This is a genomic window from Pseudogracilibacillus sp. SO30301A (assembly GCF_037072025.1).
Lineage (GTDB): Bacteria > Bacillota > Bacilli > Bacillales > Amphibacillaceae > Pseudogracilibacillus.
Map to the genome: position 1 here is coordinate 173,838 of NZ_JAXHDD010000001.1, position 15,814 is coordinate 189,651.

The 15,814-nt window shown below is 34.9% G+C and carries 17 protein-coding genes; 1 reads left to right on the forward strand and 16 read right to left on the reverse strand.

What is annotated here, in order from left to right; all coding sequences use genetic code 11:
* Window positions 1–40: 40 nt before the first annotated feature.
* The 16 genes from ylqF to smc form a co-directional block, all read right to left on the reverse strand.
* Entirely contained in the window at window positions 41–889 is an 849-nt protein-coding gene (ylqF, locus tag SPD89_RS00875) for a ribosome biogenesis GTPase YlqF (protein ID WP_336260061.1), read from the reverse strand.
* A gap of 13 nt (window positions 890–902) precedes the next feature.
* Window positions 903–1,484, reverse strand: coding sequence for a signal peptidase I (gene lepB, locus SPD89_RS00880; protein WP_336260223.1), 582 nt, complete (start codon window positions 1,482–1,484; stop codon window positions 903–905).
* Between the two features lie 146 nt (window positions 1,485–1,630).
* Window positions 1,631–1,975, reverse strand: coding sequence for a 50S ribosomal protein L19 (rplS, locus tag SPD89_RS00885; protein ID WP_336260062.1), 345 nt, complete (start codon window positions 1,973–1,975; stop codon window positions 1,631–1,633).
* 174 nt (window positions 1,976–2,149) lie between these two features.
* Window positions 2,150–3,898 carry a TRAP transporter permease gene (locus tag SPD89_RS00890; RefSeq protein WP_336260063.1) on the reverse strand — a complete coding sequence of 583 codons (1,749 nt, stop codon included), beginning with the start codon at window positions 3,896–3,898 and terminating at the stop codon, window positions 2,150–2,152.
* Between the two features lie 14 nt (window positions 3,899–3,912).
* Complete coding sequence (locus SPD89_RS00895) at window positions 3,913–4,083, reverse strand: hypothetical protein (protein ID WP_336260064.1); 171 nt, start codon at window positions 4,081–4,083, stop codon at window positions 3,913–3,915.
* Window positions 4,084–4,228: 145 nt separating this feature from the next.
* Window positions 4,229–5,233 carry a TAXI family TRAP transporter solute-binding subunit gene (locus SPD89_RS00900; RefSeq protein ID WP_336260065.1) on the reverse strand — a complete coding sequence of 335 codons (1,005 nt, stop codon included), beginning with the start codon at window positions 5,231–5,233 and terminating at the stop codon, window positions 4,229–4,231.
* A gap of 23 nt (window positions 5,234–5,256) precedes the next feature.
* The gene (gene nadC / locus SPD89_RS00905) at window positions 5,257–6,096 is read right to left on the reverse strand and encodes a carboxylating nicotinate-nucleotide diphosphorylase (protein WP_336260066.1); all 840 of its coding nucleotides are present in this window, start codon (window positions 6,094–6,096) and stop codon (window positions 5,257–5,259) included.
* A gap of 190 nt (window positions 6,097–6,286) precedes the next feature.
* A complete protein-coding gene (trmD, locus tag SPD89_RS00910; RefSeq protein ID WP_336260224.1) occupies window positions 6,287–7,018 on the reverse strand; it encodes a tRNA (guanosine(37)-N1)-methyltransferase TrmD in 732 nt (243 codons plus the stop codon).
* Window positions 7,018–7,518 (reverse strand): ribosome maturation factor RimM, encoded by a 501-nt coding sequence (rimM, locus tag SPD89_RS00915; protein WP_336260067.1) that lies wholly within the window; start codon window positions 7,516–7,518, stop codon window positions 7,018–7,020. The genes trmD and rimM overlap by 1 nt, the downstream gene beginning before the upstream one ends.
* A 9-nt stretch (window positions 7,519–7,527) precedes the next feature.
* Window positions 7,528–7,923 carry a YlqD family protein gene (locus SPD89_RS00920; RefSeq protein WP_336260068.1) on the reverse strand — a complete coding sequence of 132 codons (396 nt, stop codon included), beginning with the start codon at window positions 7,921–7,923 and terminating at the stop codon, window positions 7,528–7,530.
* Between the two features lie 170 nt (window positions 7,924–8,093).
* The gene (locus SPD89_RS00925; RefSeq protein ID WP_336260069.1) at window positions 8,094–8,321 is read right to left on the reverse strand and encodes a KH domain-containing protein; all 228 of its coding nucleotides are present in this window, start codon (window positions 8,319–8,321) and stop codon (window positions 8,094–8,096) included.
* A 9-nt stretch (window positions 8,322–8,330) separates the two neighbouring features.
* Window positions 8,331–8,609: a 30S ribosomal protein S16 gene (gene rpsP / locus SPD89_RS00930; RefSeq protein ID WP_336260070.1), complete on the reverse strand. Its 279-nt coding sequence runs from the start codon at window positions 8,607–8,609 to the stop codon at window positions 8,331–8,333.
* A gap of 86 nt (window positions 8,610–8,695) precedes the next feature.
* Window positions 8,696–10,039, reverse strand: a complete 1,344-nt coding sequence (gene ffh, locus SPD89_RS00935; protein ID WP_336260071.1) for a signal recognition particle protein — start codon at window positions 10,037–10,039, stop codon at window positions 8,696–8,698.
* Between the two features lie 13 nt (window positions 10,040–10,052).
* The gene (locus tag SPD89_RS00940; protein WP_336260072.1) at window positions 10,053–10,382 is read right to left on the reverse strand and encodes a putative DNA-binding protein; all 330 of its coding nucleotides are present in this window, start codon (window positions 10,380–10,382) and stop codon (window positions 10,053–10,055) included.
* Window positions 10,383–10,412: 30 nt separating this feature from the next.
* Window positions 10,413–11,411 (reverse strand): signal recognition particle-docking protein FtsY, encoded by a 999-nt coding sequence (gene ftsY, locus SPD89_RS00945; protein WP_336260073.1) that lies wholly within the window; start codon window positions 11,409–11,411, stop codon window positions 10,413–10,415.
* Window positions 11,412–11,433: 22 nt separating this feature from the next.
* Complete coding sequence (smc, locus tag SPD89_RS00950) at window positions 11,434–15,003, reverse strand: chromosome segregation protein SMC (protein WP_336260074.1); 3,570 nt, start codon at window positions 15,001–15,003, stop codon at window positions 11,434–11,436.
* A 152-nt stretch (window positions 15,004–15,155) separates the two neighbouring features.
* On the opposite strand from smc, the gene SPD89_RS00955 reads away from it, so the two are divergent.
* A complete protein-coding gene (locus tag SPD89_RS00955) occupies window positions 15,156–15,380 on the forward strand; it encodes a DUF1128 domain-containing protein (RefSeq protein ID WP_336260075.1) in 225 nt (74 codons plus the stop codon).
* Window positions 15,381–15,814 lie beyond the last annotated feature (434 nt).

The following is a 15,814-nucleotide window of genomic DNA, read 5'->3' on the forward strand; positions in this document are numbered from 1 at the left end:
TCTAAATCGGTTAAATAAAAATGGTGTGGAGACATTTGTCTTACACACCATCAGCTGAGGATTCTAACGTAATCTTTCCTAATCTCCCTGTTCTGAAATCTTGTAATACAATTTCAGCGACCTTATCAAAATTGACGTGTCCTCCGCTCTCCAAAGCTCCACGCTGTTTACCAATATGTACAAAAGTATCCCACATATCTGTATGTTCCTTTAGGTGGTAACGTTGAAACAAGTTTTCTCTGTAATTAACACTTAAGTAATTGATTACATAAGCAGCGACATCTTGTGTAGGTACTAGTTCATATTTAATTGTTCCAATAGCTGCTAATTTCATTCCAATTGATTCCTCTTCAAATTTAGGCCATAAAATTCCGGGGGTATCTAGTAATTCAAATTGGTTTCTTACTTTTATCCATTGTTGTTGTTTAGTTACTCCCGGTCTATCACCAATTTTTGCAATTCTTTTATTTGCTAAGCGATTAATTAATGTTGATTTTCCAACGTTAGGAACACCGGCGATTAAAGCACGCACAGATCTTTTTTGAATTCCTTTTTCAATGCGTTTTTTCTGCTGTTCTAATCCTTTTTGGTTAACCAGCTCAATCACTTTTATTATATCTTGCTTACTATTCACATTTACCGGTAAGCTAACAATTGCTTTTTTTTCAAAATAAGCTACCCATTCTTTCGTTTTTATAGGATCGGCTAAATCATTTTTCATTAATAAAACGATTTTCGTCTTATTCTGAATTAATTCTTGTAGCATAGGGTTCATCGAAGCATATGGTGCTCTTGCATCAACTAATTCAATTACTACATCAACTAATTTTAAATTTTCTTCAATTTCTCTTCTTGCTTTAGCCATATGGCCGGGGAACCATTGTATCAATTTATTGCCACTCCTATTCTTTAACAAAATGCATACGTTCAAATGGCCAGTATACAAGATTTGTTTTTCCTACAATCTGATCCATACTGATCAATCCAATGGATCGACTATCGGTGGAGTTACTCCGATTATCTCCTAAAACCAACACATAACCTTCTGGAATAACCTCATGACCACCAGGTAGCATTTCAAGTGAAAAATCATTTGTCATAATCGGATAAACTATCGGGGTAGTTTCATTATGGCGTAAAAAAGGCTGGTCAACTTCTTCTCCGTTAATGTATAATTTATTGTCTTTTACTGCCACATGTTCTCCTGGTAAACCAATTACCCGCTTAATAAAATCTTTTTTATCTGAAGCATGAAAGATAACGATATCGAAACGTTCTGGTTTCTTGAAATTATAGATAAATTTATTTACTATCATTTGATCACGATCATATAATGTTGGTTGCATGGAGGGTCCATCGACAATAATTGGGGAAAAAAAGAACTTTCTTACAATTAAAGCAAGTAAAAGGGCAATGATAAAAGCTTTAGTCCAATCATACCAATTATTTGTTCCTTTATAAGCCACGTTTCTATCCCTCTCCATTCCACTAATATTATTGTAATGTAGCTGCTTCACTTTTGCCAATAAATAATTATACCAAAACGTCAGGACATTTTTGGCAACTTTAAAATTGTGTTAAAAAAAGGAGCCTGCATAGCGCAAAGCTCCTTTTTATCTCTTTAATAAACTTATAATCGTTCTTTAATACGCGCTGCTTTACCACGTAAGTTACGGATATAGTACAATTTAGCGCGACGTACACTACCGCGGCGTGTTACTTCAATTTTATCGACACGTGGTGAGTGTAATGGGAAAGTACGTTCAACACCTACACCGTAAGAAATTTTTCTGACAGTAAATGTTTCATGAATTCCACCATTTTGTCTTTTAATGACAATCCCTTCGAATATCTGAATTCTTTCTCTCGATCCCTCAACAACTTTAGCGTGAACTCTTACCGTATCACCAGGTCGAAAATCAGGATGGTCAGTGCGTAATTGATCTTTCGTAATATCTGCAATTAATTCTTGCATTTACTTTCACTCCTTCCAAACTAATGCTCTTACCTACAATTATCGTTTAGATAGCGGAACATCGTTTTAAAAGCTTAAACGTTTTAAGCACATCATATAATATAACATAAGGTAAAAAAGATCACAACTATAAAAAGCTTAAACGATTAAATTACATGAACTGTAATCTAAAGTTTATAGTGATTTTCTTTCTTGATTTAACCCATCTAGTAAGAGAGATGCTTTTTTTTGAAAGAAAAAAACAAATAGTAATAAAAAAATACCGAATATATTTATAAATATATTCGCAGATATGATCAAACCACTGGAAACAATTAACAAGATACGGTCAGACACTTTCAACATACCATTCATATAACCTATTATCCCGGAATTTAAAGCAAAAAGACTAATCATAGTAATGAATACAGCATACACGATTTCTGTCACTGTTCCATCCATTAGTAAGGGAGGATGGAATATAAATCCAAATGGTATAATTAAAGATGCAGCACCTATTCGAATTGCCTCAAAACCTACTCTCGTTGGATTTTCCCTCGCAATACCAGCCGCTGCAAATGCAGCAACTGCTACTGGTGGAGTGATCGCAGAGATGATTGAGAAATAAACGATGAATAAATGAGCCGACATTTCACTTATTCCTAGGTTTATCAAGGTTGGTGCTGCTAGCATAGCTGTTAAAATATAAGCCGCAGCAACCGGCATCCCCATTCCTAAAATGATACACATAATCATCACTACCAGTAACGTTGGTAGCAGATAACCTGCTGTAATATTTAAGATGATACTATTCAATTTCCCTGCCAATCCTGTTGTCATAATACCAGCGATTACTAATCCTGCAGAAGCACATGCAGTCGAAATTGGAATAGCTGATTTAGCACCGTGAGAAGCTGCAGCAATTATCTTTTGAATACTGAACTTGTCTTTTTTTGTAAACATACTAATGATAATAATCACAATAATTGCATAAATTCCTGTTCTTGAAGGACTAGTTCCTTTTAATAGCAATGTAACTAAGACAATTAATGGAATAAAATGATACCAACCTAATTTAAGTACTTTCTTTATATCTGGAATGTTTTTAGTAGCTACCACAGGTAAATTGGTTCGGATTGCTTCCATATGAACCATGAGAAATAATGAAAAATAAAAAAGTATACCTGGTAAAACCGCTGCAATTGCAATTGAATTATATGAGATCCCAGTAACTGCTGCCATTAAAAAAGCCGACGATCCCATTATTGGTGGCAGTAAACTTCCCCCTGTAGAAGCACAGGCCTCAACAGCCGCTGCAAATCGTGAGGAATAGCCAGTTTTTTTCGCCATTGGAATTGTAAAAGCCCCTGTAGTAACTACGTTTGCCGTTGGACTGCCCGAGATCATTCCAAAAAAAGCACTAGCTAGTATTGCAATTTTAGCAGCTCCCCCTTTTGTTCTACCAGCAATAGCTATGGATAAATCAAAGAAAAATTGACTGGCTCCAGAGTAATGTAAGAAAGAACCAAATAATACGAAGACAAATACAAAAGAAGCTGCTACAGCAATTGGTGATCCCCAAAGACCGTTAAAACTAAATGCTAATTGATCTAGTACTTCTATTTTCGTCATTTCATGGTGGTGCCAGATCCCTGTCAAATGATGTCCAAAAAGTGCATAAATAATAAATATTAATGCGATTGTAATGATACCAAAGCCAATTGTTCTTCTTGCCGCTTCAATACATAATAAAATAAAAAGAATGCCAAATAATAAATCCCAGTTTGTTAATTGATCAATACCCACAGTCCTTGTTGCTATTCTATCAGAATGCACTGTATAATAAATACCACAACAGGCCGAAAGTAGCATAAAAAGTAAATCGAGTAAAACTCCGATGGTACTCTCTTCGGAATTTGAAAAACGGTATATAAAAAATGTCAATATTAGAATAAAAGCTAGATGAATTGCATTTCGGTGATAGGATCTAAACTAGGATACAAAATAATCCACAGTTGATATAAAGCCATCAAGAAGCCGATCCACATAAATACATACCGCTTCAAGCCTCGTAAATTTCGAACACTACCAACCCTGAAAATTGCTGTATATCGTTTTGTTCGAATCATTATGAATCTCCACCTATTACATTATCAATTATAGAGGATGGTCAAATAGTCCGGTAAAAATGACACTGCGAACTTCTTGATCCTTTTTATCCTCCTTTTTGAACACGCATTTATACTCAATGGCAGCTAAACTAGGCTCAATCGATCAATCCATTTTCTTTATAAAATCTTTCAGCCCTAGGTGAAGAGGAACGGCACCTACCTCGGCAATCGTTACATCATTCACAGAATGAAACCCTTTATGAACATTTCTTAAATAATCCAATTGGTTGTATATTGCTTTCGTAACTAGATAGACAGTTTCCTCATTCATTTCTTCATTAGTAATTAGGATCGTAGGAGTTTTAACGGTAAGATAATCTTTCTCTTGGAATTCATAACTTCCGGCGTCAATTGTAAAAGGTTCCATATCAAATTTCTCCACCAAATGATCGATCGCTTTTTCACCAATTGGGATTAATTTCAAGTCGATAGTAGTAGAAGCTTCCATAATATCGCCAGCAGGAATCGGTACCATTTTCCCTAAGCTATCGATTTTAGAATCGGCCATTAGTTCAAATGTCTTTCCTCCTGATAAAAAGTTCACTTCTCCTCCATTAACCTTAATATCCTCATACGTTATACCATAAGCTTCGAACACAGCTGCCGAAACTAGATCTCCTAAAGCCCCTTTTTCACCCGGCGAATAACGAAGTGGATATTTGTTTTCTGCAATCTCTTCAACGGAATTAAATGGTGCTGACTGTGGTGCAACTAGTTGAAATGTATTATCTGGAATAAGACTTGCTACTGCACGAACATTTCCATATTCTTCATCATACGGATCTAATCCTTTATATGCATAAAAAGCAGTAAGGGATTCGGATATCGCAAATCTCGTTTTACCTTGTGAAACTGATACAGGATTACCAAAAACAGTTCCTGGAACAGAGCTAATTAATGTACTAGGATACTCTTTACGAACAGCTTCTGACACCCCCTCAGTAAACACAGACCAAACTCCTCCGACACTACCTCCAAAAATAGTTAGATTCCCTTCAATATTCTTCTCTTCTCCATTGTTTTCATCTCCACATCCAGAAACGAATATACATAAAAAGATAGTTACTAGTAATACACTTTTTTCACGATGTATCCTCCTATTGTTCAACTTGAATTAGTGTCAACCGTTTTTTAATTAATCGTTTGTACGGTTAAACTTATATCTAAAGATCGAACAGAATGCGTTAAAAATCCTAGAGAAATATAATCGAATCCTGTATTTGCATACTCATGTAAGTTGCGTAATGAAATTCCTCCTGATGCTTCGGTGATAATCGACTGTGGAATAAGTTCCATGAACTCTATTACTTTATTCGGTTCACAATTGTCCAACATTATAATATCCGCTCCGACAGATACTGCTTCTAACACCTGCTCTTTTGTCTCCACTTCTACTTCAATTTTACGCGTATGTCCAATTTGGTTACGAATGCTAGATACAGCATCCGTTATAGAACCACATAAAGAAATATGATTATCTTTAATCAACACACCATCATACAGTCCACTTCGATGGTTCTTACCTCCTCCAATCCTTACAGCGTATTTTTCAAGCATCCCAAGACCAGGAGTTGTTTTTCGCGTATCACATAATTGGATATTCGGATCGTTTAATGTCCTAACACATAAGTTCGTTAATGTAGCAATTCCACTCATCCGTTGTATTAAGTTCAAGATTACCCTTTCACCGGATAATAAATGGACAGCCGGTCCTCTAACCTGGGCAAGCGGCTCATAACTAGCTACTTCTTCTCCTTCAGATATAAGCAGCTCTACTTCCATATGAGGATCTAGTAACGTATAGGCTTCTTTTATAATTGGAAGTCCAGCTATAATTCCACTTTCTTTGGCTGTAAACAAACCTGTTGCAATTTGATTTGGATGAAAAATTGCTTCACTTGTCAAATCGCCATTACCTATATCCTCAAGTAAAAATCCTTCTATTAGCCTGCGTAATTTAAGTTGATTCATTGTTTACCCCTTTCTTATGTGAAATGATTCACAAAAAGTTTAAAAATAATAGCCGCCCTTTGTCAGAAGGCATGCTTTTAGCCATCACACTTAAATACTAGCCACATATAATATACATGTGTCTTGTCACGTATCATGACATAAAACCTCCATTAAAACAAGTTTTTTATGGAGGTAAATTAAGATTTTCTTATTTGTTTTTTAATTCTTGTAAAATTTGACGCTGTTTATCATTTAATTGAGCTTCTTTTAGTAGGTCTGGTCTTCTTTCGTAGGTACGCTTCAGTGACTGTTTCATTCTCCACAATTCAATTTCAGCATGATTGCCCTGTAGCAGTACTTCAGGTACTTTCATTCCATTGTATTCAGCAGGTCTTGTATAATGCGGATGTTCTAATAAACCGGTAGAAAAAGAATCTTCTTTTGCAGAATCTACATTGCCAAGTACATTAGGTAATAGCCTTACAACACTGTCAACAACAACAAGCGCACCGATTTCACCACTCGTTAAAACATAATCTCCTATTGAAATTTCATCAGTAACTAATGCTTCTCGGATTCTCTCATCATATCCTTCATAATGTCCACAAATGATAATAAGATGCTCTTCTTTGGCAAGTTCTTCTGCTTTTTTCTGTGTATAGCGCTCACCTTGTGGACACATTAAAATAACTCGAGGGGTTGAGTTTGTTTCATTTTTGACATATTCAATAGCATCAAATATTGGCTGAGCGGTTAAAACCATACCTGCTCCTCCACCATATGGATAGTCATCTACTTTTTTATGTTTATTCTTGGCGAAGTCTCGAAAGTTTATTAAATTATAATCGAATTGTTCTTTTTCATGTGCTCTTTTTAAGATCGAACTATTTAACGCTCCGTCTATTATTTCTGGAAACAAAGTTAATATATCTATTTGCATCATTCGATTAATCCTTCCATTAATTCTACCGTAACCAATTTTTCTGCCACATTAACATGTTTAACTACAGGTTCAATATACGGTATTAAAATTTCTTGATTTTTTTTTCCTCTAACGACCCACACATCATTCGCACCAGGAGAAAGAATAGATTCAATTATTCCTAGTTCCTCGTTTTCCGTTGTTATGACTTTACATCCAATAATTTCATGATAATAAAATTCATTTTCTCCCAATTTCCCCTGCTGATCTTCTTTAATTTTTAATTCCTTTCCTTTTAAATGCTCTATATCTTCGATCGAATTATATCCTTCAAAATGAAGTAGAAGATTATTTTTATGGGTTCGGAAGCCGTCAATTTTTAAAGGTATTAAACTCGCTTGTTCAGTAATATAGACAGTATTTCCAACTTGAAATCTTTCAGGGAAATCTGTTATTTGCTGTACTTTGACTTCCCCTTTAATTCCATGTATATTAATTATTTTCCCTACTACAAACATAAAATCACCTTATTCATAATCGATTCTTTCTACAATATTATCTTTAATAACGATCGATTGCTTACTTACGAGTTCTGCCCAATTAGCGCCAACTTCAACAGTGACAAGTGCATCGAATTCTTGTTCAATGATTTCACTGCCAATCTCAAGTAATTCAAGCTGTTCTAATTTAAAATCAATAATTGCAATTTTATCTTTTCTACTGTTAATTTCTTGATCAAATCGTTCTTTTATTTCAATCTTAGAGGTATTACTCAGTTTATTTTTAAGTTTTCTTTGTTCAAACAATAGTTGTTGACACTCACGTTCTAATTGAATTTTATTTTGCTCGAATTTTTTACGTAACTCTTCTTTACTCTTTTCAGTGATTACTTGTTTGATTTGAACTCGTTTAATTATTTGCATCTTTCGACCTCACTCTCTTAAGATTTCGACGTAAATGCAAGGAAGGACAAGCATAGTAAGTACTGCTTATTAGAAGTATATGTATAACTATTTCTGAAAAAGGTAATTTAAATTGCGGAGTTAAAAGAGGAATATTATGAAGGGAAAAGACCTTCCTTTTCCCTTCTTTATTACATAATATCTAAAAAAACTCGTTTATTTGTTTCTTGTCTAGCGGAATAAACAATGGTACGGATAGCTTTGGCTATTCGTCCATTTTTACCAATAACTTTACCAACATCATTTTCGTTAACAGTTAAATGGTATACAATTTTGTTATCTTCTTCCCGCTCATTCACAACAATATCTTCCGGATGGTCGACTAACGGGGTCACGATTGATTCAATTAAAAGTTTCATGTAATCACACTACTTTACTTCTTGATTTTTCGCATCGTGAAATTTTTGCATAATACCTTCTTTTGAAAATAAGTTGCGAACTGTATCACTTGGTTTTGCACCTTTTAACATCCAGTCTAATGCTTTATCTTCATCAATTTTAACATCTACCGGATCTGAAACTGGGTTATACGTTCCAATTTGTTCGATTGAACGTCCGTCACGTGGTGAACGAGAATCAGCTACAACGATACGATAAAAAGGTTTTCTCTTTGCACCCATTCTTTTTAAACGAATTTTAACTGCCATATACCTTGCACCTCCTATATTCATCTAACACAATTATCAATATTAACATGGTTAATAAAGTCTGTAAAGTGTTTTTACATGACAGTCTACATAAAAGGTAATTGGAATCCTTTCCCTTTTTTCCCCTTTTGCATATTGGTCATTTGTTTCATCATTTTTTTCATATCATTAAACTGCTTTAGTAAACGGTTTACCTGAGACACACTAGTGCCAGAACCTTTAGCAATTCTTCTTTTTCGACTCGAATTCATGATGGAAGGGTCTTGCCTTTCTTCTTTTGTCATTGACTGAATAATCGCTTCTACATGGACTAATTGCTTCTCATCAAATTGAACATTTTTCATACCTTTCATTTTGTTGGCACCGGGAATCATAGCTAATAAATCCTCTAACGGTCCCATTTGTTTTACTTGGCTCATTTGTTCAAGAAAATCATCAAATGTAAAGGACATCGTACGCATTTTTTCTTGCAATTGTTGTGCTTGTTTTTCATCAATATTCGCTTGAGCTTTTTCAATTAATGTTAAAACATCGCCCATACCAAGAATTCGGGACGCCATTCGCTCCGGATGAAATTCTTCGAGTTCATCCAGCTTTTCTCCTGTACCAATAAATTTGATTGGTTTATCAGTCACAGCCTTAATAGATAAAGCAGCACCGCCTCGAGTATCCCCATCAAGCTTTGTAAGCACTACCCCTGTAAGATCTAATTGCTCATTAAAGTTCTCAGCAACATTAACGGCATCTTGTCCAGTCATTGCATCTACGACTAAAAAGATCTCATCCGGCTTAACTGCTTCTTTAACATCTGCTAATTCCTGCATTAACTCTTCGTCAATATGGAGACGCCCTGCAGTATCGATAAGTACATAATCTAGATGTTCTTCCTTTGCATATTCAATCGCTTTTTTACTTATTTCAACTGGACTTACTTCTGTACCCATCTCAAATACAGGAATATCCAATTGTTTTCCAAGTGTCTGCAGTTGCTTAATTGCTGCCGGTCTATAAATATCACAAGCAACCAAAAGTGGCTTTCTATTATATTGCTTTCGGAGTAAATTAGCCAGTTTTCCCGTTGTTGTTGTTTTCCCAGCACCTTGAAGTCCTGACATCATGATAACAGTAGGTGGACGATCGCTCGTTGCAATTTTACTTTGCTCGCCACCCATCAAAGTTGTTAGTTCCTCTTGAACTATTTTAATTACTTGTTGACCAGGTGTTAAGCTTTCCATTACTTCTTGACCAACTGCACGCTCTTTTATTTCATTAATAAAATTTCTAACGACTTTGAAGTTAACGTCTGCTTCTAATAAAGCAAGGCGTACTTCTCTTGCCATCATCTTTACATCTTGTTCACTAACTTTTCCTTTACCTGTGATTTTCTTTATCGTTTCTTGTAAACGTGATTGTAATCCTTCAAATGCCATAGAAGGTGTCCTCCTAGTCTATTTTCTGTAAAGCATCAATTATTTCTGCTAATTGATCTGATAATTTTGCTTGTTTGGATTTCTCTTTTAACTCGGTTAAAAGATTTTGACGTTGTTGAAATTTACTATATAACTTAAGCTTTTCTTCATATGTTTCTAATAACTGTTCTGTCCTTTTTATGTTATCATAAACTGCTTGTCTTGACACGTTACTTTCACTGGCAATCTCACCTAAAGAATAGTCTTCCCTGTAATACAACTCCATATAGTCTTTTTGTTTATCCGTTAGAAGCAAATGATAAAAATCATATAACATATTAATTCTTGTCGTTTTTTCAAGCATCTATCTCATCCTTTAAGTCATCTCCATGTCCTATTCATTTTCCTCTTCTAACATATCAGCAAATAACCCGTAAACGAATTTATGAGCATCAAATTTCTTTAAATCATGAATTCCTTCACCAAATCCAACGAGCTTTACAGGAATTTGTAATTCATTTCGTATGGAGAGGACAATTCCACCTTTTGCGGTTCCATCTAACTTTGTTAGTACGATACCTGACACATTTGTCGCTTCTGCAAATGTTTTAGCCTGGCTTATTGCATTTTGCCCGGTAGTAGCATCTAAAACTAGTAACACTTCATGCGGAGCATTTGGGACTTCACGTTCAATAACGCGCTGGATCTTAGCAAGTTCATTCATTAAATTCACTTTGTTTTGCAAGCGACCGGCTGTATCACAAATTAATATATCTGCTTGACGAGATTTTGCTGCTTTAATTCCATCAAAAATAACTGCAGCCGGATCACTTCCCGCTGTTTGTTTAATCACTTCTACATCAGCACGTTTTCCCCATTCTTCCAATTGTTCAATAGCACCAGCCCGAAACGTATCACCTGCCGCCAACACAATCTTTTTGCCTTCTTCTTTTAATTGTGCAGCTAATTTACCGATTGAAGTTGTTTTACCAACACCATTAACACCAACAACGAGAATGACGGTTAATTCATTTTCTTGAATATTTAATTTTTCAATCTCCTCGTCATCTTCGTTATAATATATGTCCACTAATTTTTCTGAGATAACGTCTTTTACTTTGTTTGGATCTTTAATATTACGACGCTTAACCTCGAATTTTAATTCATCAATCAAATCCATTACAGCCATGACACCAACATCTGACATAATAAGAACTTCTTCAAGTTCCTCAAAAAACTCCTCATCTACTTGTCTGTACCGAGCCATTAAATCATTAATTTTATTAGTAAATGACTGACGGGTTTTCTTCATCCCATCTTTATATATTTCCGTATCCGTTTCTGCTTCCTCATTTTTCATAAATTTGTTTTTAAGTTTATTAAAAAAACTCATCTTAGTATCTTCCTTTCCATTTCTACGTTGCCTCAACTAAGTCAGCTGTATCTTCAAGTCTTACAGAAACAAGTCTTGAAACCCCAGACTCTTGCATCGTAACTCCATATAGGGCATCAGCTTCTTCCATTGTTCCTTTTCGGTGTGTAATGACAATAAACTGTGTCTCTTCACTAAATCTCTTTAAATAACTTCCAAACCTTTCAACATTTGCTTCATCTAAAGCTGCATCAACCTCATCCAAAATACAGAAAGGTACTGGACGAGCCCGTAATATTGCAAACAATAGAGCAATTGCTGTTAATGCTCTTTCCCCCCCTGATAAAAGACCGAGAGTTCGTAGTTTTTTTCCCGGAGGTCGTGCTACTATTTCAATACCAGTTTCCAAAATATTGTTTGGCTCTGTTAATTGTAGTTCCGCATGTCCTCCACCAAATAGTTGTTGAAAAACGACTGTAAAGGCAGCCTGTATTTCAGAAAACATCGCAGTAAATCGCTCCGTCATTTCTTGATCCATTTCATTAATGACCGAATAAAGCATATTTTTTGCATCAACTAAATCTTGCTTTTGTTCAGTTAAAAATGTATACCTTTCTGATAAACGCTCATACTCATCAATTGCACCTAAGTTCACTGTACCTAGCTCTTTGATCGAACGCTTAATTTGGTCCACCTTTTGTTTAGCAACCTCTATATCAGTTACTTTTTCATATTGTCGAGAGGCTTTTTCATAAGTAATTATGTATTCAGTTTGTAAAAAAGACAAGTGATTTTCTAACGTTACATCAAGACGATTCGCTTGTACTTCTTTTTCCTGAATTTCTTGGACAAATTTATCATGTAATTTATATAATTGCTTAATTTCCCTTTCTTCGTCTTCGGTTAGTTGAATTTTGCGTTTACGATCGACTTGCTTCATTTCAATATTTTTTACTGTATATTCACGTTTATTTTTATAGATTTCAATTTCTTCGGCAATTTGTGTTTCAGTGGTTGAATCTTTTTCCGTTTCTAATAATTGATTAAGTTGAGAAATAATAGATTTATATTCATTTTCTTGTTCAGTAAGTTGACTATTCAAACTAGTTATTCTTTCAAGTAAACTCTTTTTTCTTTCCTCTTGCTCAGCAATTGTAACATGTAATTCATGTAATCTATTTTCTATATTTCGCTTATTATTTTGTATTTCCTCTTGTTCGTTGGTCAGTTTCTCAATTGTTTGCTCAATGCTATTTATTTTCACCTGTATTTCTTCTAATTTACTTGTTACATTTTTTAAATCTATTCGAAGTTTTAATGCTTCTTCTTTTTTTAGCTGATTATTTAATCGGTATGTTGCTAATTCATCTGTAGCAGATTGCAATTTAATCGCTAATTCATTTTGCTTTTTTTGTTCTTTTTGTAACGTTTCATTTAATGCTTGCTGGTGGACTTCTTTTTGTTTTATCCATTCTTCTCGCTGCCGGATTGAATTTTTTACATTATTCATATCTTCTATAAAGGAGTCTCTGCGCATATAGAAACGTTCTAATTTCTCTGACAATAATACAATCTCTTTTTCTCTTGTAAACAAAGATTGATTTGCCTTCTTTTTTGCCCCCCCAGACATCGAACCTCCCGGGAAAACAACATCACCATCTAATGTAACAATCCGATATCTTCTATTCGTTAACCCGGCAATAGTACTCGCATGACGTAAATCTTCTGTCAAAATAACATTGCCCATTAAATGTTCAACTACTTTTAAGTACTTATCTTTCGTATTTACTAAATCACTTGCTATGCCAATAAACCCTGGTTGTTTTTCTAATTGTTTAATCAGCCTATCGGAAATAGTTCGTGCTTCAATTGATTCGATTGGTAAAAAAGTGGCTCGACCTTTGTTTTCCTTTTTTAACCACTGAATTACTTCCCGAGCTACTTTATCGTTTGGCACAACAACATGTTGTGCCTGGGCTCCTAGAATAGTATCGATTGCCGTCATATAATCTGTAGGAACATCGATCAAATCTACTACTGCACCATAAATCTCGGTTAATCTATTTTCTTTGCTAGCTTGTAATATCTCTTTTACCCCATAAAAATACCCTTGAAAGCTTTCTTTCATTTCTTCTAGCATTTCTTTCCGCGAAGTAATGGTAGCTATTTGCTCATTTCCTTCATAAAGTTTTTGTTGCATTACTTCATATTCGTCCCGTTGTTTCAAGAGTCTTTCCTCTGCCTGCAAAAGAGCTTGTTCATTAGTATCAATATTGTCTGTAAGCTCCTTAATCATACGTTCAACTGCTTTATGAAGTGCAGATAACTTCTCTTCTTTTTCAATAACATATTGATATTCATGAGATTCTGAATTCGCCTTATTTTCCACCTTTTCTAATTGGCTTTCTATTGTTTGTTTATCATTTTGTAAAACAGCTTGTTCATTTAAGTACTCAATATAATCAGATTTTAAATCCTCTATTTGTTCGTTTAATTCATTAAGCCCTTGAGCTAATTTTCTCTCTAATTGCTCCTTCTCTGTCAGCGATTTCTCTAGGTGATTGGTTACTACTTGAACGTTTTCATTCTCTGTTTCTATTTGCTTTTTTAACTGTTCGATTCGTTCCGTTTTTAATTCTTTCTCTTGTAGTAACTTTTGTTTATTTTCTTGCAAATGTTTAAGACGTTCTTTCCAAACATTCCGTTTTCCTTCAAATTGCTCTAATTGTTCTGTTAATGTTAATAAATCATTTTGAAGTGCATCAATCTCTCTTTCTAAATTTTGTATATCTTGGCGTTGTTTTGCTAATGCAGCTTCTCTTTTCTGAATAATTGTCTTCTTCTCGACTTCTCTGAGTTTTTTTTCTTCAATTTCGGATAACAGCTGTTTCCAATTTACATGCAGTTGTTCGATTTCTGTAACTAAAAGTGCAATTTCTACTTTTTTTAATTCTGCTTTTTTCTCCTGATACTTTTTAGCGGTTGTCGCTTGGTGTTTTAGCGGTTCTATTTGTTGTTCAATTTCATGGATTATATCTTCAACACGATCCAAATTGTCTGCGGTTTCTGTTAATTTAAATTGTGCTTGATTCTTTCGTTGTTTATATTTTAATACTCCTGCCGCTTCTTCAAATATTGCTCTTCGTTCCTCTGCTTTCGAACTTAAAATTTCATCGATTTTACCTTGTCCAATAATGGAAAACGATTCACGTCCAAGTCCTGTGTCCATAAATAAATCGACAATATCTTTTAAACGACAGGGTTGTTTGTTAATGAAAAATTCACTTTCACCTGATCGATAAACACGTCTCGTTATATTCACCTCGTTATAGTCGATAGGTAACTTTTCATCATGATTGTTTAAAATAAGCGCTACTTCCGCAAAATTGAGAGCATTTCTCGTTTCACTTCCTTGGAAGATAATATCCTCCATTTTCTTTCCTCTTAAAGAACGTGCAGATTGTTCTCCAAGAACCCAACGTATAGCATCAATAATATTACTTTTTCCACTTCCATTTGGTCCCACGACTGCTGTGACACCAGGGACAAATTCTACTTGAATACGTTCAGCAAAGGACTTAAAGCCGACTGATTCTAAACGTTTTAAAAACATAATCATTCTCCTTAGGATAAAAACTAAAACTGTTACATATCTATGTGTATAAGCGAAATGGTTTTTAAAAAGGTTGTGTTATTCTATCTATCATTGTAAACTAAATCTAAGCTATTTTATATATTTTTATATACATATTGTGGGGTGCTTAAATGAATTTAGATAAACCATCACAGGAAAACTTGAAATACATTCTTGAACAATTAGGTGAAAAATTGGGCGTTGCGAATCGCATTTTACTGGATGAGAAAGATTACGATTTAAATCGATATGATGATTTAAAATTTTTATATGATCATGTAGTAAAATCAGGTTCATTAAGTCCGCAAGAGACACATGCATTTATTGATGAATTACGTACTGTTAGAAAAGCTTAAAAATTAAATCACAATGAGGATGGGAAGAAAATCTTTTTATCAAATCTACTTCTCTAAGTTTATAGCTAAATTCCATAAACTGTGCAGTAACTTGAATAATTTTCTTTGTAAATATCAAACAAAGTTGCGATGTAAATACCGCTACGGAAATACACTCCGCTTTCCACGGGCGGCTGATGAGCCTCCTCGTCGCTTCGCTCCTGCGTAGTCTCACCGAGGCCTTTCCTCCCGTAGGAGTCTCCGTGTATTTCCTTCGCTGCGATGTGCATAGTAACAACTCTGCTCCGTTTGATACTACTATTATAATGGTTGATTGGAGCCGGAGGGTAGTCGACTCCTGCGGGAAAAGCACGTGTCTAAAGACCCCGCAGGAAGCGGTTTTCTTCCGATGAGGGCTAAAGCCGTGCCTAAGGATGCGCGAACTGCCCGGAGGC

Coding starts and splice junctions, on each gene's coding strand:
- SPD89_RS00920 (WP_336260068.1), bottom strand. CDS start 7,923: ATGCAAATAATTAAACGAGTTCAAATCAAACAAGTAATCACTGAAAAG.
- ftsY (WP_336260073.1), bottom strand. CDS start 11,411: ATGAGTTTTTTTAATAAACTTAAAAACAAATTTATGAAAAATGAGGAA.
- SPD89_RS00895 (WP_336260064.1), bottom strand. CDS start 4,083: ATGATTCGAACAAAACGATATACAGCAATTTTCAGGGTTGGTAGTGTT.
- ffh (WP_336260071.1), bottom strand. CDS start 10,039: ATGGCATTTGAAGGATTACAATCACGTTTACAAGAAACGATAAAGAAA.
- nadC (WP_336260066.1), bottom strand. CDS start 6,096: ATGAATCAACTTAAATTACGCAGGCTAATAGAAGGATTTTTACTTGAG.
- SPD89_RS00940 (WP_336260072.1), bottom strand. CDS start 10,382: ATGCTTGAAAAAACGACAAGAATTAATATGTTATATGATTTTTATCAT.
- SPD89_RS00925 (WP_336260069.1), bottom strand. CDS start 8,321: ATGAAACTTTTAATTGAATCAATCGTGACCCCGTTAGTCGACCATCCG.
- lepB (WP_336260223.1), bottom strand. CDS start 1,484: ATGGAGAGGGATAGAAACGTGGCTTATAAAGGAACAAATAATTGGTAT.
- trmD (WP_336260224.1), bottom strand. CDS start 7,018: ATGCAAATAGATATATTAACTTTGTTTCCAGAAATAATAGACGGAGCG.
- rimM (WP_336260067.1), bottom strand. CDS start 7,518: ATGTTTGTAGTAGGGAAAATAATTAATATACATGGAATTAAAGGGGAA.
- SPD89_RS00955 (WP_336260075.1), top strand. CDS start 15,156: ATGAATTTAGATAAACCATCACAGGAAAACTTGAAATACATTCTTGAA.
- smc (WP_336260074.1), bottom strand. CDS start 15,003: ATGTTTTTAAAACGTTTAGAATCAGTCGGCTTTAAGTCCTTTGCTGAA.
- rplS (WP_336260062.1), bottom strand. CDS start 1,975: ATGCAAGAATTAATTGCAGATATTACGAAAGATCAATTACGCACTGAC.
- rpsP (WP_336260070.1), bottom strand. CDS start 8,609: ATGGCAGTTAAAATTCGTTTAAAAAGAATGGGTGCAAAGAGAAAACCT.